Annotated in this window: 16 protein-coding genes and 3 rRNA genes; 10 read left to right on the top strand and 9 right to left on the bottom strand. The window is 68.4% G+C overall.

The annotated features are described in order from the left end of the window. Nucleotides 1-14: 14 nt before the first annotated feature. From O7623_RS06200 to tyrS, 6 genes are all read right to left on the bottom strand, one after another. A complete protein-coding gene (locus O7623_RS06200) occupies nucleotides 15-1085 on the bottom strand; it encodes an HAD-IIA family hydrolase (protein WP_282227626.1) in 1071 nt (356 codons plus the stop codon). Beyond that, the gene (locus O7623_RS06205; RefSeq protein WP_282229334.1) at nucleotides 1082-1939 is read right to left on the bottom strand and encodes a tetratricopeptide repeat protein; all 858 of its coding nucleotides are present in this window, start codon (nucleotides 1937-1939) and stop codon (nucleotides 1082-1084) included. The genes O7623_RS06200 and O7623_RS06205 overlap by 4 nt, the downstream gene beginning before the upstream one ends. Nucleotides 1940-3423: 1484 nt before the next feature. After that, nucleotides 3424-3540, bottom strand: a 5S ribosomal RNA gene (rrf, locus tag O7623_RS06210). A gap of 77 nt (nucleotides 3541-3617) precedes the next feature. After that, nucleotides 3618-6722, bottom strand: a 23S ribosomal RNA gene (locus tag O7623_RS06215). Between the two features lie 355 nt (nucleotides 6723-7077). After that, nucleotides 7078-8594: ribosomal RNA gene (locus tag O7623_RS06220) — 16S ribosomal RNA — on the bottom strand. Together the 16S, 23S and 5S rRNA genes form the textbook arrangement of a ribosomal RNA operon. 655 nt (nucleotides 8595-9249) lie before the next feature. Next, nucleotides 9250-10533 carry a tyrosine--tRNA ligase gene (tyrS, locus tag O7623_RS06225; RefSeq protein ID WP_282227627.1) on the bottom strand — a complete coding sequence of 428 codons (1284 nt, stop codon included), beginning with the start codon at nucleotides 10531-10533 and terminating at the stop codon, nucleotides 9250-9252. A 178-nt stretch (nucleotides 10534-10711) separates the two neighbouring features. Between tyrS and O7623_RS06230 the strand changes: the two genes are divergently transcribed. The 4 genes from O7623_RS06230 (at nucleotide 10712) to O7623_RS06245 (ending at nucleotide 14445) form a co-directional block, all read left to right on the top strand. Continuing rightward, complete coding sequence (locus O7623_RS06230) at nucleotides 10712-12316, top strand: FAD-dependent oxidoreductase (protein ID WP_282227628.1); 1605 nt, start codon at nucleotides 10712-10714, stop codon at nucleotides 12314-12316. 140 nt (nucleotides 12317-12456) lie between these two features. Next, on the top strand, nucleotides 12457-12909 hold the full coding sequence (locus O7623_RS06235) for an OsmC family protein (protein ID WP_282227629.1): 453 nt from the start codon (nucleotides 12457-12459) through the stop codon (nucleotides 12907-12909). Nucleotides 12910-12950: 41 nt separating this feature from the next. Beyond that, nucleotides 12951-13304 carry a metalloregulator ArsR/SmtB family transcription factor gene (locus tag O7623_RS06240; RefSeq protein WP_282227630.1) on the top strand — a complete coding sequence of 118 codons (354 nt, stop codon included), beginning with the start codon at nucleotides 12951-12953 and terminating at the stop codon, nucleotides 13302-13304. Nucleotides 13305-13410: 106 nt separating this feature from the next. After that, nucleotides 13411-14445: a phosphatase domain-containing protein gene (locus tag O7623_RS06245; protein WP_282229335.1), complete on the top strand. Its 1035-nt coding sequence runs from the start codon at nucleotides 13411-13413 to the stop codon at nucleotides 14443-14445. Nucleotides 14446-14453: 8 nt separating this feature from the next. Here the strand turns inward: O7623_RS06245 and O7623_RS06250 are convergent, their stop codons facing one another. Then, nucleotides 14454-14630, bottom strand: a complete 177-nt coding sequence (locus O7623_RS06250; protein WP_282227631.1) for a hypothetical protein — start codon at nucleotides 14628-14630, stop codon at nucleotides 14454-14456. Nucleotides 14631-14647: 17 nt separating this feature from the next. Here O7623_RS06250 and O7623_RS06255 point away from each other — a divergent pair, with 17 nt between their 5' ends. Genes O7623_RS06255 through O7623_RS06265 form a run of 3 tightly spaced genes read left to right on the top strand, consistent with a single transcriptional unit; the run spans nucleotide 14648 to nucleotide 16669 of the window. Then, nucleotides 14648-15322, top strand: a complete 675-nt coding sequence (locus O7623_RS06255) for a hypothetical protein (protein ID WP_282227632.1) — start codon at nucleotides 14648-14650, stop codon at nucleotides 15320-15322. Beyond that, nucleotides 15319-15948: a hypothetical protein gene (locus O7623_RS06260; protein ID WP_282227633.1), complete on the top strand. Its 630-nt coding sequence runs from the start codon at nucleotides 15319-15321 to the stop codon at nucleotides 15946-15948. The genes O7623_RS06255 and O7623_RS06260 overlap by 4 nt, the downstream gene beginning before the upstream one ends. Before the next feature lie 52 nt (nucleotides 15949-16000). Then, complete coding sequence (locus tag O7623_RS06265) at nucleotides 16001-16669, top strand: DNA methyltransferase (RefSeq protein ID WP_282227634.1); 669 nt, start codon at nucleotides 16001-16003, stop codon at nucleotides 16667-16669. A 42-nt stretch (nucleotides 16670-16711) separates the two neighbouring features. Here O7623_RS06265 and O7623_RS06270 read toward each other — a convergent pair whose 3' ends face one another. Further along, nucleotides 16712-18064, bottom strand: a complete 1353-nt coding sequence (locus tag O7623_RS06270) for a hemolysin family protein (RefSeq protein WP_282227635.1) — start codon at nucleotides 18062-18064, stop codon at nucleotides 16712-16714. A gap of 256 nt (nucleotides 18065-18320) precedes the next feature. Here O7623_RS06270 and O7623_RS06275 point away from each other — a divergent pair, with 256 nt between their 5' ends. Then, the gene (locus O7623_RS06275; RefSeq protein WP_282227636.1) at nucleotides 18321-19148 is read left to right on the top strand and encodes a sulfotransferase; all 828 of its coding nucleotides are present in this window, start codon (nucleotides 18321-18323) and stop codon (nucleotides 19146-19148) included. Here the strand turns inward: O7623_RS06275 and O7623_RS06280 are convergent. Next, nucleotides 19124-20464, bottom strand: a complete 1341-nt coding sequence (locus O7623_RS06280; protein ID WP_282227637.1) for a helix-turn-helix domain-containing protein — start codon at nucleotides 20462-20464, stop codon at nucleotides 19124-19126. The two genes, O7623_RS06275 and O7623_RS06280, sit on opposite strands and share 25 nt — an antisense overlap. A gap of 53 nt (nucleotides 20465-20517) precedes the next feature. On the opposite strand from O7623_RS06280, the gene O7623_RS06285 reads away from it, so the two are divergent. Both O7623_RS06285 and O7623_RS06290 read left to right on the top strand, forming a co-directional pair. Next, nucleotides 20518-20661: a hypothetical protein gene (locus O7623_RS06285; protein ID WP_282227638.1), complete on the top strand. Its 144-nt coding sequence runs from the start codon at nucleotides 20518-20520 to the stop codon at nucleotides 20659-20661. Nucleotides 20662-20735: 74 nt separating this feature from the next. Beyond that, nucleotides 20736-21002: a hypothetical protein gene (locus O7623_RS06290; RefSeq protein ID WP_282227639.1), complete on the top strand. Its 267-nt coding sequence runs from the start codon at nucleotides 20736-20738 to the stop codon at nucleotides 21000-21002. Nucleotide 21003 lies beyond the last annotated feature (1 nt).

Here is a 21003-nt window from a genome sequence, read left to right on the forward strand (position 1 = left end):
GCGCGCCCGGCGGCTCACCCCAGTCCGAGTTCCCGCAACGCGAATCCGGCCGCGTCCGATCCGGGCCGGATCGGTCCCGGCGGCCCTCCGTCGCGCCACACCGCCCGGCACAACAGCCGCAGTGCCGCCATCGCACCGCCGGTGCCGTCACCGGACCCGTCGAGAATCAGACCGACACCGTCAGCACCGCCGCGTACCCGCCAACCTGCCTCGGCCGTCGGGTCGTCCGTACCGGCACCGCCGCCGTCGATCGGCCGCGCCGCCGCCGGATCGAACAGGCCGCGCAGATCCGCCGCGACGTACGTGGGGCGGCGGGCCGGTGGCGCACCGAGCAGTTCCTGGGCGTCGCTGATCCCGGTCAGCACCAGGAGGCTGGCCATACCGGCCCGGTTCGCCCCTTCGATGTCGGTGTCCAGCCGGTCACCCACGACCAGTGGACGCTGCGCGCCGACGCGCTGCGCCGCGGCGACGAAAAGGCCCGGCTCCGGCTTGCCGACGACCTGGTCCGGGTCCCGGTCCAGCGCGGTGCGCAACGCCGCGACCAGCGACCCGTTGCCGGGCAGCGGGCCACGACCGCTGGGCAGCGTACGGTCGGTGTTGGTGGCGACCCAGTCGGCACCGCCCCGGATCGCCACCGACGCCTCGGCCAGATCGGCCCAGCCGACGTCAGGGCCGTACCCCTGGACCACCACCGTCGGCTGGTCGTCGGCCGCCGCCAGCACCAACCCGGCGGCGAGGATCTCCTGACGCAGCGCGTCAGCCCCCACCACCAAGGCCTTCGTGCCCGGCCCGTAGCGCTGCGCGAGCACCGAGGCGGTCGCGCCGGCAGAGGTGAGCACCTGCGCCTCGGTCGCCGGCACACCCATCCCGGACAACAGCCCGGCCACATCGGCCGGGCGCCGGGAGGCGTTGTTCGTGGCGTACGCCACCGGCAACCCCATACCGAGCAGCCGGTCCACGGCGTCCACTGCGCCAGGGATCGGCCGGTCGATCAGGTAGATCACGCCATCCAGGTCGAAGATGACCAGGTCGCAGTCAGCAGACAGGCCCGGCCGGTGCCCGGCGGCAGTACCGGTCGACGTCATCGTGTCGGGTCCTCGGCCGACGGCCCGGCCGTCGACGGCGACTCGGCCACGGGCGAGGGCTCAGCACCGGCGGCCGGCTCCGGCCGCTCCGGTGCCGTCTGGTCCTGCACCGATTCCTCCGGCAGCGACTGCACCGATTCCTCCGGTGCCGTATCGACAGCTGGCTGGTCGGCGCGCTGCGTCCGGGTGTCCGTATCCGGGCCGGCGGCGTTGGCGCCGACCACGTCGTCGTCGGACCCGTCGTCGCCGGTCAGTACCACCCCGTCGAGCTCCAGCAGCCGCTCGGCCGCGTCCGTGGAGCCGTCCACGTCGGCCTCGGTTGCCCGGGCGAACCACTCCCGGGCCTCGTCCTTGCGACCGGCCTGCAGCAACGCGTCGGCGTAGGCGTAGCGCAACCGGCCGGACCATGCCTGGTCCGAATCGGCAGTCAACTCCCGGACCTGCAGCATCGCCACTGCGGCCTCGGGCTGACCCAGGTCGCCACGGGCACCGGCGGCCACCATCAACAACTCGATGGCCGACTCCTGATCCAACGCCGCACGGTCGGCGCCCCGGAAGATGTCGATCGCCCGCTCCGGGCGGCCCAGCGCCCGTTCGCAGTCGGCCAGCACCGCGAGGTGCGTCTGCCGGCCCGACATCCGGTGGTACGTACGCAGCTCCGCCACGGCGGTCGGCCAGTCGCCGGCGCGGTAGGCGGAAAGTCCCACCGCTTCGCGTACCGCCGCGATCCGGGACGCGAGACGCCGGGCGGCCAGGGCATGAGCCAGGGCCAGATCTGGATCCTCGTCGATCGACCGGCCGGCCGCGACGAGGTGCCGGGCGACCGTCTCCGCCACCGGGCGGGCAAGGCCCAGCAGCTCGGCCCGCACCTCGCCGTGCAGATCGGTGGCGACGATGTCGTCGGTCAGCTCCGGTGCTGCCGCGCGCTCGCCCCCTGAGGCCACCGTCTCGTCGTCGACGGATCGTGAACCCGGCGCCGCCGAGGTGTCGGCTCTCGCCCCCGAACGGGGCCGTTGCGGCCGGTCACCGTCGAACCGACGACGATCGTCGTCGTACCGCCGGCGATCGCCCGCCCGGTGGTCCCGGTCACCGCCCGATGGTCGGCGGTCGGCGTAGCTGGGCCTGGCCGCCCGCTCGCCACGGGCGTCAGGACGGCCCTGCTCGCCTTGTCGACCGGCACCGCCGCGATCCGACCACCGTTGGCCCTCGGGCCGCGGCGCTCGTCCGCTGTCACCGTAGCCACCGGTACGCCGCTCACCACCCCGTCGGTCGTCGTGACGCGGGTTGCGGTCGCTGCGGCTGGTGTCGGTGCCGCGCTGGCGTGCTCCGGTCGACGAGGACCAGTTGCCGCCTCGCCGGTCACCGGCACCGTCGTCGCGACGGAACGCAGGTCGGTCGGCTGGCCGGTAGCCACGGGAATCGCCACCGCGCTCGGTCTGACCCTCTCGCCTGTCGCCACGAGGCTGGTCACGCCAGTTGCCGGCGCGGGACTCGTCGCGCCGGTCGCCGTCACGGCGAACCGGACGGCGGCTGTCACGGTCGTCGCCCCGGTCCGCCCATGGGCGCGGGCCCCGCTGATCACGGTCGTCGCCCCGGTACGGTGCCCGCCGGTCACCCGACGGCGCCGTCGGACGGTCGGTCCGTGCCCGCCACGCGCCGTCGCGCGACGGACGGCCGTCAGTGGAGCCGGTCGACCCGGTCGTGCGGCTGTCCCGCGAGCCGCTGCCGTACGTAGGCCTTGCACCGGCGTCGTCACGACGATAGGAACCACCGTCACGACGTGCCGGACGGGACTGCTGCGAGTATCCACCGGCGCGGTCACGGCCGCCGCTGTAGCCGGAACGGTCGGCACCCCTGGCACGATCCCCGTCACCGGTCGTGGGGCGGCTGCCACCATCGCGATGCTGGTAACCGCCGTCGCCGCGTCGGCCGCCGGTTGGCGAGTCCCTCCGGTCCGAACGGAACCGGTCCGGGCGGGCAGCATCGCCACGGTCACGTCCCCGGGCGTCGTTGTCACGCCAGGTTCCCTCCCGGCGTGCGCCCCGGTCATCGTCACGACGGGGACCTCTGTCGTCGCGCGACGGCCGACCGTCACCGCCACCGCTACGGCCCCCGCCACTGCCGGCGCGGCCGGCGCCACCGCCACGGCCTCCAGCGCCTCCGGCACGGCCGGCGCCACCGGTCCTGCCGCCACGGTCATCGGCACGGCGAGGCCGGTCGCCATCCTGCCCAGTTGGGTTCACGACTCTATCCTCCCTGATGCCGCCGGACCGACGCACGGCGGGCGCACACAGTTAAGGGCCGCTCCCCGCAGGGAGCGGCCCTTAACTGTAAAGATGTCCGGCGGTGACCTACTCTCCCACACCCTCACGAGTGCAGTACCATCGGCGCTGGAGAGCTTAGCTACCGGGTTCGGAATGTAACCGGGCGTTTCCCCTCCGCCATAACCGCCGTAACCCTAACAACAAACCAAACACACCCAACAGGGAATGCCCGTTTGCCCAGAATCACACAGTGGACGCGTACACCTTCGAAGTCAAGTCCTCGGCCTATTAGTACCGGTCAACTGAACCAGTTACCTGGCTTACATCTCCGGCCTATCAACCCAGTCATCTACTGGGAGCCTTACCCCATCAAGTGGGTGGGACACCTCATCTTGAAGCGAGCTTCCCGCTTAGATGCTTTCAGCGGTTATCCCTTCCGAACGTAGCCAACCAGCCGTGCCCCTGGCGGGACAACTGGCACACCAGAGGTTCGTCCGTCCCGGTCCTCTCGTACTAGGGACAGCCCTTCTCAAGTATCCTACGCGCGCGGCGGATAGGGACCGAACTGTCTCACGACGTTCTAAACCCAGCTCGCGTACCGCTTTAATGGGCGAACAGCCCAACCCTTGGGACCTGCTACAGCCCCAGGATGCGACGAGCCGACATCGAGGTGCCAAACCATCCCGTCGATATGGACTCTTGGGGAAGATCAGCCTGTTATCCCCGGGGTACCTTTTATCCGTTGAGCGACACCGCTTCCACACGCAAGTGCCGGATCACTAGTCCCGACTTTCGTCCCTGCTCGACCTGTCAGTCTCACAGTCAAGCTCCCTTGTGCACTTACACTCAACACCTGATTGCCAACCAGGATGAGGGAACCTTTGGGCGCCTCCGTTACTCTTTAGGAGGCAACCGCCCCAGTTAAACTACCCACCAGACACTGTCCCTGAACCGGATCACGGTCCGAAGTTAGAAACCCAAATCAACCAGAGTGGTATTTCAACAATGACTCCACCGATACTGGCGTACCAGCTTCACAGTCTCCCACCTATCCTACACAAGCTAATTCGAGTGCCAATGTCAAGCTATAGTAAAGGTCCCGGGGTCTTTCCGTCCTGCCGCGCGTAACGAGCATCTTTACTCGTACTGCAATTTCGCCGGGCCTGTGGTTGAGACAGTAGGAAAGTCGTTACGCCATTCGTGCAGGTCGGAACTTACCCGACAAGGAATTTCGCTACCTTAGGATGGTTATAGTTACCACCGCCGTTTACTGGCGCTTAAGTTCTCAGCTTCGCCCCGAAGAGCTAACCGGTCCCCTTAACGTTCCAGCACCGGGCAGGCGTCAGTCCATATACATCGAATTACTTCTTCGCATGGACCTGTGTTTTTAGTAAACAGTCGCTTTCCCCTGGTCTCTGCGGCCATACAACGCTCCACCCGCAAGGGGCTTCACGTCTCCGGCCCCCCTTCTCCCTAAGTTACGGGGGCAATTTGCCGAGTTCCTTAACCACAGTTCGCCCGATCGCCTCGGTATTCTCTACCTGACCACCTGTGTCGGTTTGGGGTACGGGCCGCTAGAAGCTCGCTAGAGGCTTTTCTCGGCAGCATAGGATCACTGACTTCACCTGAATCGGCTCGGCATCACGTCTCAGCCTCATGCACCACGGATTTACCTATGGCACGGCCTACACGCTTACCCCGGCACAACCACCGGCCGGGATCAGCTACCTTCCTGCGTCACCCCATCGCTTGACTACTACCCGCCAGGTTCCCGCGCTCCCTCAGATCAGTCCGAAAACCTCACCAAGTTCGGGCAGTTAGCACAACGAGGTTCATCATGGGCGCTCCTTCGCGGGTACGGGAATATCAACCCGTTGTCCATCGACTACGCCTCTCGGCCTCGCCTTAGGTCCCGACTCACCCAGGGCGGATTAGCCTGGCCCTGGAACCCTTGGTCATCCGGCGGAAGGGTTTCTCACCCTTCTTTCGCTACTCATGCCTGCATTCTCACTCGTGCCGCGTCCACAGCTGGGTCACCCCGCTGCTTCACCCCCGGCACGACGCTCCCCTACCCATCCACACACCTGCACCAACCCCCGAAAGGATCAGCGAAGTACACGCGTGAATGCCACAGCTTCGGCGGTGTGCTTGAGCCCCGCTACATTGTCGGCGCGGAACCACTTGACCAGTGAGCTATTACGCACTCTTTAAAGGGTGGCTGCTTCTAAGCCAACCTCCTGGTTGTCTAAGCGACCCCACATCCTTTTCCACTTAGCACACGCTTAGGGGCCTTAGCTGGCGATCTGGGCTGTTTCCCTCTCGACTACGAAGCTTATCCCCCGCAGTCTCACTGCCGCGCTCTCACTTACCGGCATTCGGAGTTTAGCTGATTTCGGTAAGCTTGTAGGCCCCCTAGACCATCCAGTGCTCTACCTCCGGCAAGAAACGCGCGACGCTGCACCTAAATGCATTTCGGGGAGAACCAGCTATCACGGAGTTTGATTGGCCTTTCACCCCTAACCACAGGTCATCCCCCAACTTTTCAACGTTGGTGGGTTCGGCCCTCCACGCGGTCTTACCCGCGCTTCAGCCTGCCCATGGCTAGATCACTCCGCTTCGGGTCTAGAACATGCGACTCAACGCCCTATTAAGACTCGCTTTCGCTACGGCTACCCCACACGGGTTAACCTCGCCACATGCCACTAACTCGCAGGCTCATTCTTCAAAAGGCACGCCGTCACCCCTAAAGGCTCCGACGGATTGTAGGCGAACGGTTTCAGGTACTATTTCACTCCCCTCCCGGGGTACTTTTCACCATTCCCTCACGGTACTCGTCCGCTATCGGTCACTAGGAAGTATTTAGGCTTACCAGGTGGTCCTGGCAGATTCACGGCAGATTTCAGGGGTCCGCCGCTACTCGGGAACATCCACAGAAGACCAGCCACTTTCACCTACCGGACTATCACCGCCTACGGTTGGCTTTTCCACACCATTCGGCTAGCAACTGGCTTTGTAACTTCTCGACCGGATGTCAGTCCGATCAGCAGAGTCCCACAACCCCGACCACGCAACCCCTGACAGGTATCACACGCAGCCGGTTTAGCCTCATCCGCTTTCGCTCGCCACTACTCACGGAATCACTGTTGTTTTCTCTTCCTGCGGGTACTGAGATGTTTCACTTCCCCGCGTTCCCTCCACACACCCTATGAGTTCAGGTGCAGGTGACACCACATGACTGATGCCAGGTTTCCCCATTCGGACACCCTGGGATCACAGCTCGGTTGACAGCTCCCCCAGGCCTATCGCGGCCTCCCACGTCCTTCATCGGCTCCTAGTGCCAAGGCATCCACCGTTCGCCCTTGACAACTTGACCACAAAGATGCTCGCGTCCACTGTGTAATTCTCAACAAACGACCAACCCACAACCCCAAGCCCCACACCAGCACCACCAACCGGCAGCCGGTATGCGAGACCAGGCCATGCCTGGCACACCAAGACAACAACCCACACCGTGGCTTGTTCCCTCAGGACCCAACAGGATGCTCACCATCCACACCAGCCGCACCAACACCACCCTCCACACCCCCACCCGAAAGCAGAAGCAGTACTAGCAGCATCAGCCGTTGCCGACACGAACTCACCAGTGTCTCCGCCACATGAGCACCCCCACCCCACACTCGGAGGCGGCAGGCTCCCTACCCGACCTTCGCCGGGAGAGCGCTCCTTAGAAAGGAGGTGATCCAGCCGCACCTTCCGGTACGGCTACCTTGTTACGACTTCGTCCCAATCGCCAGCCCCACCTTCGACAGCTCCCTCCCACAAGGGGTTGGGCCACCGGCTTCGGGTGTTGCCGACTTTCGTGACGTGACGGGCGGTGTGTACAAGGCCCGGGAACGTATTCACCGCAGCGTTGCTGATCTGCGATTACTAGCGACTCCGACTTCACGGGGTCGAGTTGCAGACCCCGATCCGAACTGAGACCGGCTTTTTGGGATTCGCTCCACCTCACGGTATCGCAGCCCATTGTACCGGCCATTGTAGCATGCGTGAAGCCCTGGACATAAGGGGCATGATGACTTGACGTCATCCCCACCTTCCTCCGAGTTGACCCCGGCAGTCTTCGATGAGTCCCCGCCATAACGCGCTGGCAACATCGAACGAGGGTTGCGCTCGTTGCGGGACTTAACCCAACATCTCACGACACGAGCTGACGACAGCCATGCACCACCTGTGACCGCCCCCGAAGGACCCCACATCTCTGCAGGTTTTGCGGCCATGTCAAACCCAGGTAAGGTTCTTCGCGTTGCATCGAATTAATCCGCATGCTCCGCCGCTTGTGCGGGCCCCCGTCAATTCCTTTGAGTTTTAGCCTTGCGGCCGTACTCCCCAGGCGGGGCGCTTAATGCGTTAGCTGCGGCACAGAGAACCGGAGAGGCCCCCCACACCTAGCGCCCAACGTTTACAGCGTGGACTACCAGGGTATCTAATCCTGTTCGCTCCCCACGCTTTCGCTCCTCAGCGTCAGTATCGGCCCAGAGACCCGCCTTCGCCACCGGTGTTCCTCCTGATATCTGCGCATTTCACCGCTACACCAGGAATTCCAGTCTCCCCTACCGAACTCTAGCCTGCCCGTATCGACTGCAAGCCCACAGTTGAGCTGTGGGTTTTCACAGTCGACGCGACAAGCCGCCTACGAGCTCTTTACGCCCAATAAATCCGGACAACGCTCGCGCCCTACGTCTTACCGCGGCTGCTGGCACGTAGTTGGCCGGCGCTTCTTCTGCAGGTACCGTCACTTGCGCTTCGTCCCTGCTGAAAGAGGTTTACAACCCGAAGGCCGTCATCCCTCACGCGGCGTCGCTGCATCAGGCTTCCGCCCATTGTGCAATATTCCCCACTGCTGCCTCCCGTAGGAGTCTGGGCCGTGTCTCAGTCCCAGTGTGGCCGGTCGCCCTCTCAGGCCGGCTACCCGTCGTCGCCTTGGTAGGCCATTACCCCACCAACAAGCTGATAGGCCGCGAGCCCATCCCAAGCCGAAAAACTTTCCACACACCACCATGCGGCAGCATGTAATATTCGGTATTAGCCCCGGTTTCCCGGGGTTATCCCAAAGCCTGGGGCAGATTGCTCACGTGTTACTCACCCGTTCGCCGCTCGAGTACCCCGAAGGGCCTTTCCGCTCGACTTGCATGTGTTAAGCACGCCGCCAGCGTTCGTCCTGAGCCAGGATCAAACTCTCCAACAAAAATCTAGAGAATCAAACCCGGCATATAAAATGCCAAGGAATCACCAACCAGAAAACCACCACCAAAGCAGCAGTCAACCAGCCGGGAACCAAACAAACTTTGGCACTGGCTTATCAAGCACCCTGTTGAGTTCTCAAAGAACAAACACACACCAGCAGAACCACCCACACCAAGCAGGCAACCCCACCAGGGCCATCCGTCCCACCCGACTTCCGCCGGGCACTTGTACTACCTTACTCTGACTCTTTCGCCCCGTCAACCCGGGTTTTTCCGGATCGTGGTGCTAAGCGCCGTTTTGACCTGACCGGCGCGAGGCAGCGTGGTACCACTGCTCCGTACCTTGGTCTTGCAGGCCGGCCACGACGTTTCCGTCGGCTGCCCGGTGCCCTGCGGTCGTCAACCCTACTCGGTCGGCCTCGCCGCGCCAAATCAGCCCCAGCTCCACCGGCACTGTCGTCGCGGCCCCGCCCGACCAGCTCCGTTCGGTGTCAGAACACCCGGACCTGGAAGGTCGTCCCGCAGTTCCGGCCTCTAGCTCCGGCTTTCGCCTCGGCGTTTCCGTCCGTCCCCTGCGGGCAGAGAGAAAGTTACGCGCCCGCCCGATCAGTCGTCAAATCGAGCGGACGCGTCCCGCGTCACACCATCGACATCCGACTATCTTGCCAGCTCAACGCCGGCAAAGGTGCGCTTTCCCCGGCGCAGGACCAGGAATCGGCCGTGCAACAGCGCCTCGGCTGGCACCGCAGCGTCCACGTCGACGACCCGCTGGTTGTTGACGTACGCGCCGCCTTCGGCGATCGCCCGGCGTGCCTCGTTGAGACTGCCGACCAGACCTGACTCCTTGAGCAGTACCGCCACCGCGGGTACCTCGCCCCGTACCGTCACCAGGCCAGCCTCCCGCAGCGCCGCCTGCAGCGTCTCCGGGGACAACTCCTCGAGCGAACCCCGGCCGAACAGCGCCTGACTGGCCGCCACCGCCTGAGCCGCCTCCGGTGCACCGTGCACCAGGGTCGTCAGCTCCTGGGCCAACGCCCGCTGCGCCGTGCGCACCGCCGGCCGGGCGGCGGACTCCTGCTCCAGCGACTCGATCTCGTCACGGTCACGGAAGCTGAAGTACCGCAGGTAGCGACCGATGTCGCGGTCATCGACGTTGACCCAGAACTGGTAGAAGGCGTACGGGCTGGTCAACGCCGCGTCGAGCCAGACCGCGCCGCCCTCGGTCTTGCCGAACTTGGTGCCGTCCGCGCGGGTGACCAGAGGTGTGGTGAAGGCATGCACCGGCCCGGCACCCCGCCGACGGACGTAGTCCACCCCCGCGGTGATGTTGCCCCACTGGTCGGAGCCGCCGAACTGCAGCGCGCAACCGTACCGGCGGTGCAACTCGAAAAAGTCGTTGGCCTGCAGCAGCTGGTAGCTGAACTCGGTGAAGCTGATGCCGCTGTCCAGCCGGGCGCGAACCACTTCGCGGGCCAGCATCCGGTTGACCGGGAAGTGCTTGCCCACGTCCCGGAGGAACTCGACCACCGACATGGGGCTCGTCCAGTCGAGGTTGTTCACCGCCAGCGCCGCGGCGGGGCCGTCGAACGAGACGAACGGGGCCAGTTGCCCACGGATCCGGTCCACCCAGCCGGCGACCACCTCGGGCGGATTGAGGTTACGCTCGCCGCCTTCCTTCGGATCGCCGATCTGCCCGGTGGCACCGCCGACCAGCAGCAGCGGCCGGTGTCCCGCCTGCTGCAGCCGGCGGGCGGTGACCACCTGCACCAGATGCCCGACGTGCAGGCTCGGTGCGGTCGGGTCGAAGCCGACGTAGAAGGTCGTCGGGCGGGTCAGCTGTGCGCCCAGCTCCGCCGCGTCCGTGGTGTCCTGGATCAGGCCACGCCAGCGCAGCTCGTCCAGCACCGTCGGCGTACCCGTGGGGTCTCGTTGGTCCGTCACCGCGCGATTGTCTCTCATCGCCGGGGTGGGGTGACATCCGGTTTCCCACCTGCGGCGCAGGTCGCGGCCGACCCACCAGAACATCGAAACTTGTCGTTCATCTGGCCGGACACGTCCGGCAACACGTCGCTCACATGATCGATCTCCGCCAATCAGATCCGATGCTGTGGAGGCCGATGTGGCCCAGCCGTCCCCAGGCGTCAGCCGACGCCACTTTCTGCACCAGGTCGGCGTCAGCGGCGGCGCCGGTGCCCTGTTCGCCACCATGGGCGCGCTCGGACTCGCACCGAGCGCGGCGACCGCGACACCGCCGTACACGCCACCTCGTGCCGGGGACCTGCGGGTGACCGGACGTACCGCCGGGCGGGTAGTGGTCCTTGGCGGTGGCGTCGCCGGCCTGGCGACCGCGTACGAGCTGGGTAAGGCCGGCTACCAGTGCACCGTCGTCGAGGCGCGCGACGTCGTCGGTGGCCGCAGTCTGACGATCCGCCGGGGCAGCACCGAGACGGATCTGGACGGCCACGTACAGCGGTCCGGCTACCACACCGGCACGTACTTCAACGCCGGACCGGCCCGCATCGCGCAGTGGATGGTGACGATGGACTACTGCCGGGAGCTGGGCGTCCCGGTGGAGGTCTTCACCAACGCCAACGCCAGCGCGATGATCTACAACGAGTCGAGCGCGGCGCCGACCGCGACCCCGGTGCGGTACCGGACCGCGAAAGCCGACATGTACGGCTACGTCGCCGAACTGCTCGCCAAGGCCACCGACCAGGGAGCCCTCGACGGGCAGCTCACCGCCGACGACAAGGAACGGCTGTTGTCGTTCCTGCAGAGCTTCGGAGCGATCGGCGGCCGCAGCGCCGGCTGGGCGTACACCGGCACGTCCCGGCGCGGGTACGCGTCCGACCCGGGGGCGGGCAACGACACCGGTACTCCACTGGGCCCGCCGCCGCCGCTGCCCGAGGTGCTGGCCAGCAATGTCGGTCGCTACTTCAGCTTCGAACTCGGCTACGACCAGGCGATGCTGATGTTCCAGCCGGTCGGCGGGATGGACCGCATCGTCGAGGCGTTCGTCCGCGCCGTCGGTCCCGGTGTGGTCCGTACCGGAGCCGAGGTGGTGGACCTGGTCGACGGGCCGGACGCGGTGACCGTCACCTACCGGCAGGGCGGCCGCGTCCGGCGGTTGACCGCCGACTTCTGCGTCGCGACGCTCCCGCCGCATCTGATGGCCCGGGTGCCGCACAATCTCGGCGACCCGGTGCGGTCGGCGCTGGCCAGCTTTCCGCCCGCGCCGGCGGGGAAGATCGGCATCGAGTACCGCAGCCGCTGGTGGGAACGGGACCTGCGGATCTACGGCGGGATCACCGAAACGGACCTGGACCTGGCCCATGTCTGGTACCCCTCGCACGACTTCCACGCCGAGCGGGGCCTGATCGTCGGCTACTACAACACCGGTTCCGCCGCCCGCTCGTACGGGCTGTTGACGCCCGCCGAGCGCCACGACCGGGCGATCACCCAGGGCGTCAAGATCCACGGTGAGCGGTACCGCACCGAGGCCGCCACCTCGTTCTCGGTCGCCTGGCACCGGGTCCGGCACATCGAGGGCGCGTGGGTGTCCGCGCCGTACGGATCGCCGGCGTACGACCTGCTGCTGCGCCCGGCCGGGCGGGTCTACTTCGCCGGCGACTGGTTGAGCCGCACGCCTGCCTGGCAGCACGGGGCGTTGCTGTCCGCCCGGGCCGTCGTCGGCGCGTTGCACTCCCGGGTGCTGACCGGCTGAGCGAGCCGGACGTCCCGGCCGGTCGGGTCGAACGACCGGGCCGGGTCAGGGTCGTGCGGCACTGACCCGCACGCTCGGCAGCTGGTGTGCTGAAGGTGGCCGGCAACGCGGGATCGGTCACCGGCGGAAGGAGCGCGACGATGAACACCATGGTCACCGAACGGGCGCCACAGGTCCGGCACGATCCGACCGGAACCGGTCTGACCGTGCATCACGTCGACGGCGAACGGTACGCGGTGCAGGTCCGGGGTCACCAGGTGTTCGTCGACCAGCCGGCGACCAATGGAGGCGACGACGGCGCACCGACCCCGGTCGAACTGTTCGTCGCCTCCCTCGCCTCCTGCGTCGCCTTCTACGCCGGCCGTTACCTGCAGCGGCATGGACTGTCCCGGGAGGGTCTCGCCGTCTCCGCCCGGTACGTGATGGCCACCGACCGGCCGGCGCGGGTCGGCGCCATCCGGATCGAGGTCACCGCACCGGCCGATCTGCCGGCTGGACGGCGGGCGGCGCTGCGGGCGGTCGCGGCCCACTGCACCGTGCACAACAGCCTCGTCGAGGTACCCCGCGTGGAGATCGAGTTGGATCCGGCCTGACCCTGCTTGCCGGGCGTACCGGCGGCTGCCAAGGTTGACCCATGGAGCAGACCCTGGCCGGGCCGGGCGGCACCGGTGTGCCCTGCTGCGCGCCGTTGATGAGCGCCGCCGTTCCCGCCGAGCACGCCGGTGAACTGGCGCGCGCGTTCAAGGCGCTGGCGGACCCGGTCCGGCTACGTCTGCTGTCCATGATCGCCTCCGCCGGAGTGGAGGTCTGCGTATGCGACCTGTCGGCCGCGTTCGCGCTGACCGGACCGACGATCTCGCACCACCTGCGCGTGCTGCGGGAGGCCGGGCTGGTCGACTGCGAACGGCGCGGTACCTGGGTCTACTACTGGCCCCGCCCTGCGGCCATCCGCCGTTTGTCGGTACTGCTGTCGGCTCCTGAGGGGTGATCCGGGTCGCCGAGCGGTCCGGTCCCGGTGACGCGGTTCCGGGCGGCATACGCCCTCACCACGCCGCGCCGGGACGGGACCGCTGTGGCAGGGTGGCACCGTGGCGATGACTCCCGTGAGCCCGGCTGCTCGTGGTGCCCAGCGGGCCGTGCGGCTGGAGGATGCCATCCACGCCCTGTTCGAACGACGACTGCGTCGGCGCGGCTGGGACGTGACGTTGATTCCGTACACCGGCTACGGCGCTCCGGGCTGGGTGCGGGTGATGGCGCGGGTGCTGCTGGGGCGCCCGGATCCGCACCCCCGACGTCCGCACAAGGTCCGGGGTTGGCGCAGCTTCGCGACCCTGCCGGTCAAGCACGCGCCCGTGGTCATCGAAGCCGGCGGCCGCAAGCACGAGGTCCAGGCCGACCGGGGCGGATTCGTGGACACCGTCGTGCCGGCCGACCTGTCACCGGGTTGGGCCTCGGTCCGGCTGCACAGCGGCGACGCCGAACCGGTGGAGGCCCCGGTGCGGATCGTGGATCCGCAGGTCCGGTTCGGCATCATCTCCGACATCGACGACACGGTCATGGTGACCGCCCTGCCGAGGCCGATGCTGGCCGCCTGGAACACGTTCGTCCTCGACGAGCACGCACGTGCGTCGGTGGCCGGGATGGCCGTGCTGTACGAACGTCTGGTCACCGCCCATCCCGGCGCACCGGTGCTCTACCTGTCGACGGGGGCGTGGAACGTGGCGCCGACGTTGCGTAGATTCCTGTCCCGGCATCTGTATCCGGCGGGTCCGCTGCTGCTCACCGACTGGGGTCCGACGGCGGAGCGGTGGTTCCGCAGCGGCCGGGAGCACAAGCGCGCCAGCCTGGCCCGGCTCGCTGACGAGTTTCCGCAGGTGCGGTGGCTGCTCGTCGGCGACGACGGTCAGCACGACCAGGAAATCTACGCCGAGTTCGCCGCCGAGCATCCCGACAGCGTGGCGGCGGTCGCGATCCGCCGGCTCTCCCCCACCCAGGCGGTGCTGGCCGGTAACCTACCGGCGCCGGCCGGCGAGACGTCGCGTACCGCCGGACCGGGTGGCCGTCGCTGGCTGTCCGCGCCGGACGGCGCCGGCCTGGCGCATCTGCTGCGCCAGGCGGAGCTGCTGTGACCGTACGGTCAACTGGTCGCGCCCTCGGCGTCGGCGGGACCGGCCTCGGCCAGTCGCTGCCGCAACCGGCCGCGGATCTCCTCCGGCGTGTAGGCCCGTCGGCGCCGTTCGGCCCGAACGATCACCGCACCGGTCGCCGCGACGCCGACGAACGCGGCCAGGCCCATTACCTTCCACCAACGCATCCGCCTAGGGTAGTCGGATGACCGGCGGCCCACTTACCCTCGACGCTGCGGTGGAGCTGACCCGCACCGGTGATCTGTGGCTGTTCCGCGGGCGCACGGTGCCTGACCGCGCCATCCAGGTGACCACGAACAGCCCGGTGAACCACGTCGGCATGGCGGTGGTGATCGACGACCTTCCGCCGCTGCTGTGGCACGCCGAGCTCGGCCGCTCGTTGCCGGACATGTGGTCGGGCACCCACCATCGGGGCGTGCAGTTGCACGATCTGCGCGACGCGGTCACCGTCTGGGCCCGCCGGTACGGTCAACGGGGCTGGTTGCGGCAGTTGGATCCGCCGGCGGACGCGACCATGGAGGACGCCGTGCTACGGACGGTCGCGCGGTTGGACGGTACGCCGTTCCCGTCGACCGCGCAGCTGGCCTGGCGCTGGCTGCGCGGGCGGGTGCCGGCCCCGGCGATGCGCCAGCGCGCCGCCGGACAGTGGGAGAGCGTGTACTGCGCCGAGGTGGTGGCGGTCACCTACGAGGCGATGGGGCTGCTGCCGACGGGCCGACGCAGCAACTGGTACGACCCGGGCCGGTTCTGGAGCGGCGACGACCTGCGTCTGCAGGGTGGCGCCCGGCTCGGCCGGGAGATTCCGGTGTCGGTCCCGTCGACGGGCGAAGCTGAGCGGGCCAGCGACCAGTCGTCATGACCGGTGGGTCGACGGAGGACCGCAGCTCCCGGTGGGAACGGCGGCTCGCGGGGCCGGTGCTGGTCGCGGCGCTGGCGTCGGTGCCGGCGGTGTTCCTGACGCTGGCCGGTGGCACGTTGGCCACGTTGGGCGAGGTGCTGCACTGGGTCAGCGGGGCGGTCCTGGTGGCGGAGACCGTCGTGCTGCTGGCGCTGTCCGGTGACCGGCTCGGCTGGTTGCGGCGCAACCGTCACCTGGTCGGTTTCACTCTGGTGGTGGTTCCGGTGACGGTGCTGGCACTCGGCCCGCTGCAGGTGCTGCGGCTGCTGTACACGGTGGGTACGTTGCGACTGGTGCGGGCCCGACGAATCGTTCGGGCGACGATGGTGCTGCACCGGCGGTTCGGACCGGAAGGTCCGTGGGCGAGCGCCTTCGCGCTGGGGGCCGGGACGCTGGCCGCCGTCTTCGTCGCGATCACCCTGGTGGACCCGTCGTCGCGGTCGCGGCTGCTGCTGGAGCAGTGGCTGGGCTGGACCGGCAACGGCCGGACGGTCGCGGTCTGCGTGGCCGGCGCGGTGGTGTTCGGTGCCACCTGGGTGGCGTTGCGTAACCGGGGCCCGACTTCACCGGCCGACGACGCGGACTGACCCTGGGCGCACCGGTCGCCGGCGCGGATCGGGTCGGGGGGACAATGGTGCGGTGAGACCCTGGCTCCACCTGTCCGCCGCGGATCTGGCCGCGCAATTGCCCGACGGCGAGGACCAGGAGGTGCATTTCCCGGAGTCGCTGGTCGAGGCGGTGCTCGCTGAGTACAGCGTCCCCGGTGCCACCGTGCTCGACCCGTTCGCCGGATTCGGCACCACGCTGGTCACCGCGCAACGGATGGGTCGGCAGGCGATCGGCATCGAGCTGCTGCCGGAGCGGGTCGAGTTGATCCGCGGCCGGCTTGCTACCGGCACCGGGTCCGGCGGTGCGGAGGTACTCAACGGTGACGCGCGCAAACTGCGCACGCTGGTGCCCGGCCCGGTCGACCTCTGCCTCACCTCCCCGCCGTACATGGACGCGGTGAACCACCCGGAGAATCCGCTCAACGCCTACGAGACCCTCGACGGCCACTATCCGACCTACCTGGAGGAGATCGGTGACATCTTCGCGCAGGTGGCCCAGGTGCTGCGGCCCGGCGGGTACGCGGTGGTCAACGTGGCGAACATGCGGATCGACGGTCGGGTCACCACCCTGGCCTGGGACGTCGGCCGCGCCGTCGCGGCGCACCTGACGCTGTGCCAGGAGGTGTTCCTCTGCTGGGACGCACCGCCGGCCTGGCTGACCGGTGACTACTGCCTCGTGTTCCAGCGCCCACCGGCCTGACCGGCACCGAGCCGCGGCCACCCACCTCGTCGACGCGGTGGGTCAGCGAGGCTCGGCCGGCCTGTTCGCGACCGGGTCTGCGGCCACGGCGGCGTCGGTGCTGTCGGCGGCGGCGGCGTCCCGGTCCGCAGACCGGCACAGCCGTACGGCGGAGATGGCATGGTGGTCGACGGCGGCCACGGTCAGCGTCCAGCCGTCGATGGCGACCGACTCGCCGCTGCTGGTCGGGATGTGACCGAGCCTGGCCAGCAGCAGACCGGCGACCGTGGTGTAGTCCCCGGCGGGGCGGGCCGGCAGCTCCACCCCGATGTCGGGCAGGTCGTGGATCGGAAAGGTGCCGGGCACCAGCAACGTACCGTCGCTCTCGGTGCGGACCGCGCGGACGTCCCGGTCGGTCTCGTCGTAGATCTCGCCGACGATCTCCTCGAGCACGTCCTCCAGGGTGACGATGCCGTCGACGGCGCCACGTTCGTCGACCACCAGGGCGATGTGCTGGCGTTCGGCCTTGAACTGCCGCAGCGCGTCGACGACCGGCAGCGACTCCGGCAGCAGCATCGGCGGGCGGGCGGCGGCGTCGACCGGCCGGTCGTCCGGTACGCCGACCAGGTCACGCAGGTGGACGACGCCGACGGTGTCGTCGAGCATGCCGTTGCGGACCACCGGTGCCCTGGAATGGCCGGAGGCGGCCAACACGATCCGGGCGGCTTCGGTGGAGGTGCCACTGTCCAGACTGAACACCTCCAACCGGGGCACCAGCACGGCCCTCAGCCGACGGTCGGCGATCTCCAGTGCTCCCGAGATGATGGTCTGCTGTTCGACGGTGAAGGCTCGGTGACCGGCGACGATGTCGCGAAGCTCGTCCGGGCTGATCTCCTCTCGGGCGGCCTCGGGGTCGCCGCCGGTGAGCCGCACCACCAGGTCGCTGGTGGCGCCGAGGGCCCACACCGCCGGGCGGGCCAGGCTGGCCAGGACGTCCAGTGGCCGGGCCACCGCCAGCGCCCACTGCTCGGCCCGCTGCATCGCGATCCGTTTGGGGGCCAGCTCACCGAAGACCAGGGTGACGAAGGTCAGCACCAGGGTGATCAGCACGACCGCGACCGGTTCGGCGGCACCGCCGAGCACCTCCAGCAGCGGCACCAGAGGTCGGGCCAGCGACACTGCCGCCGTCGCCGAGGCCAGGAAGCCGGCGAGGGTGATGCCGATCTGGATGGTGGCGAGGAAGCGGTTCGGATCCTTGGCGAGCTTCGCCAGCACCCGTCCGGTGCGCCGGGATCGTTCGAGTCGCTGCAGCTGGCTCTCCCGCAACGACACCAGGGCGATCTCACTGCCGGCGAAGACTGCGTTGATCACCACCAGGACCCCGACGAGTGCGAGTTGCGTCCCGTACCCCTGCACGTGTGCACCTTCCGTCGTCGCCACCGCGCCGTCGCGGACCCGGCGGGTCGCGGGCCGAGCGCCCGTGCGGGTCGCGGGCCGAGCGCCCATCCGGGTCGACCAGCAATTCCCAGCCGGGACGACTGCGAATCCTGCCAGGCCCGGCCACACCGGCGGTGTCCGGCCCGTCGCGCGCCCTGTCCCGGCCGGGCCCACCGGTGCCCGATGGCGGCGACCCCTAGCATTTTCCCAGCCAGGGTTCCTAAGGTCGGACCGTATGAGCTGGAAGCACCACCTCGCCGTACGCATCGCGCGGTCGACCGGGGTGCAGATAACTCGACGGGGCGGCCGGGGTCTGCTCGTCCGTCGGCCGCAGCGGCTGTTGCGGCAGCCGGTCTTCGTCCTGTCGTCGGTACGGTCCGGGTCGACGCTGCTGCGCATGATGCTGGACAGCCACTCGGCCATCTACGCGCCTCACGAACTGCACCTGAGCAAGCTGCGGGTGCAGTTGGGTGACCACTACATCACCAACAGCATGGCCGAGCTCGGCCTGGACGCCCAGGAGGTCACCCACCTGCTGTGGGACCGGGTGCTGGACACCGCCCTGCAACGCAGCGGCAAACAGATCCTGGCCGAGAAGACCCCGCACAACGTGTTCATGTGGTCCCGGATCGCCCGGGTCTGGCCGGACGCCCGGTTCCTGTTCCTGCTGCGTCATCCGGCGGCGATCCTCGACTCCTGGTCGCGGGCCCGCCCGCAGCAGACCCCGCAGGAGGCGGCCGACAGCGTCGGTCGGTACCTGACCAGCCTGGCCGAGGCACGGCGGGTACTGCCCGGACACACGGTCCGGTACGAGGACCTGACGGCCGACCCGGCCGCCGCGACCCGGCGGATCTGCGCCTTCCTCGGTCTGGAGTGGGAACCGGCGATGCTGGAGTACGGCCGGTTCGACCACGGCACCATCAAGGCCGGCCTGGGCGACTGGACCGGCCGGATCCGGACCGGCACGGTACAGCCACCGCGCGAGGTGCCGGACCTGGCGCTGCCGGAACCGTTGTACGACCTCGCCAAGGGGTGGGGTTATCCGGCCCGACGGGCCGGCTGAACGGTCTGCGGCAGCGATCGGCCCAACGCGACGGCGGCGGTGGCCTGGCGGAACGCCTCGACCGCGCCTACCGGGTCGCCGGTGTCCGCGAGCATGTCGCCGAGTTCGGCCCAGGCCCTGGCCGCCTGCCGGGAGGCGTGCAGCCCGGCGAGGGTCCGGGCCGCCTCGGCGAACATCTCCCGGGACTGCTCCACTTGGTCGGTGGCGGCCAGCGCGGCGGCGAGCGCGGTCTGGGCTCGGGCCCGTTCCAGGTGGGCCTGGCCGCCGAGTTCGGTCAGCGACCGGCGGGCGGTGTCGGCGGCGGCGGTCGCGTCGCCCTGCAACAGCAGCGTGCGGGACAGTTCGGTCAGTACGTAGCCACGGTCGATACCGCCGCCGATCTCGGTAAGCTCCCGCAGCGCCCGCTCGAAGGTCGTCCGCGCCTCGTCCAGGCGGGGCGGGCTGTGGCTGAGCAGGATGCAGCCGTACGCGGTGAGCAGTCGGGCGGCGCTGCGCCGGTCCCGGTCCTGCCGGAAGAAGGCCAGTGCCTCCCCGGCCAGCTCCAGCGCCTCCCGGTAGCTGCCCTGCTCGCAGGCGACCTGGCTGGCGTTCCACAGCAGCGCCGCGCGGGCGCGCGGCGATCCGATCCGTTCGGCGCGTTTCATCCCCTCGCGCAGCAGGCGTTCGGCCTGGCGCAGGTCACCGAGCTCGGAGTGGGCGGCGGCGACGGTCGCCAGCAGGCGGACGGCGTCCTCGGACTCCCACGCGCCGAGCCGGTCGACGCGTTCCAGGGTGCCCATGCCGACCTCGACGACCCGTTGCAGTTCGCCGAGTTCGTACAGGCACCGGATCCAGCTGATCACCATGCCGAGGGAGGCGACGAAGGCCGGCCCGTCGGGGTTGTCGCGCAGCAGCGACTCGTACTGCGCGGCGGCTTCGGTGAGCCGGCCCTGCTCGGCCAACGCCCGGGCGAGCCCGAGTTGTGCCTCGGAGCGGGTGACCGGGTCGGGTGGGTCCGTGGTCAGCACGGCGGTGAACTGCCGCTCCGCCTCGGTCGGATCGCCGGCTTCGATGGCGAGATGGCCGTAGGACAGGGTGAGCGCGGCCGGGCGAGTGGCCTCGGCGTCGGCGTCACCGGCCAGCTCCGCCACCGAACAGCCCAGGGTGGCCGCCAGCTCGCGCAGCACCTCGGGTTTGGGTGAGCGCCGGCCGGACTCGAGCAGCGAGATGTAACTGACCGACAGACTTCCCCGGGCAAGTTCGCGCTGCGTCATGTTGCGCGCGGTCCGCAAGGCGCGGAGCCGACGGGGGAAGTCCGGGTGAACTTGTTGACTCACGTCCGGCCCCCTTATTTACTGCGTGCAGGTTAACTCACCCTCAAGGAGGAGCAATGAAGCTCGTACGCGTGGCGTTGCTCGCCGCGCTGGTCGGGGTACTCGCCCTGGTCGCGACCGGTCTGACCGGAGCCTCGGGCGGCGGGCAACACGAGTCGAATCTGCGGGGCTGGCCGTCCTGTTGTGGACTCCCCGACTAATCACAGTCAACTCGTTGACTCGCCAGGAGTCAACTGCCTAACCTTCCGGAGTCACCGCGCTCCGGGAGGCCATCGTGTCCACATCCTCGCGCCACCGCACCCCACGACTGTCGCCGCAGGAGACAGCCGTCCTCGTCGCCTACCTGTCCGGACTGACCATGGACGCGTCGGCCCGACGCGTCGGCGTCGGCGTCGGCACCGCCAAGCAGTACCTGGAGCGGGTCAAGCGCAAGTACGCCGCCGCCGGTCGACCCGCCTACACCAAGCTCGACCTCGCCCGCTGCGCCGTCGAGGACGGCCTGCTGACCTGGACCGAGCGACCGGCCCCGCAGGTCCGCTAGC

Source organism: Solwaraspora sp. WMMD791 (genome assembly GCF_029581195.1).
Classification (GTDB): Bacteria; Actinomycetota; Actinomycetes; order Mycobacteriales; family Micromonosporaceae; genus Micromonospora_E.

Coding starts and splice junctions, on each gene's coding strand:
- O7623_RS06275 (WP_282227636.1), top strand. CDS start 18,321: ATGAGCTGGAAGCACCACCTCGCCGTACGCATCGCGCGGTCGACCGGG.
- O7623_RS06285 (WP_282227638.1), top strand. CDS start 20,518: ATGAAGCTCGTACGCGTGGCGTTGCTCGCCGCGCTGGTCGGGGTACTC.
- O7623_RS06200 (WP_282227626.1), bottom strand. CDS start 1,085: ATGACGTCGACCGGTACTGCCGCCGGGCACCGGCCGGGCCTGTCTGCT.
- O7623_RS06260 (WP_282227633.1), top strand. CDS start 15,319: ATGACCGGTGGGTCGACGGAGGACCGCAGCTCCCGGTGGGAACGGCGG.
- O7623_RS06235 (WP_282227629.1), top strand. CDS start 12,457: ATGAACACCATGGTCACCGAACGGGCGCCACAGGTCCGGCACGATCCG.
- O7623_RS06245 (WP_282229335.1), top strand. CDS start 13,411: ATGACTCCCGTGAGCCCGGCTGCTCGTGGTGCCCAGCGGGCCGTGCGG.
- O7623_RS06250 (WP_282227631.1), bottom strand. CDS start 14,630: ATGCGTTGGTGGAAGGTAATGGGCCTGGCCGCGTTCGTCGGCGTCGCG.
- O7623_RS06240 (WP_282227630.1), top strand. CDS start 12,951: ATGGAGCAGACCCTGGCCGGGCCGGGCGGCACCGGTGTGCCCTGCTGC.
- O7623_RS06255 (WP_282227632.1), top strand. CDS start 14,648: ATGACCGGCGGCCCACTTACCCTCGACGCTGCGGTGGAGCTGACCCGC.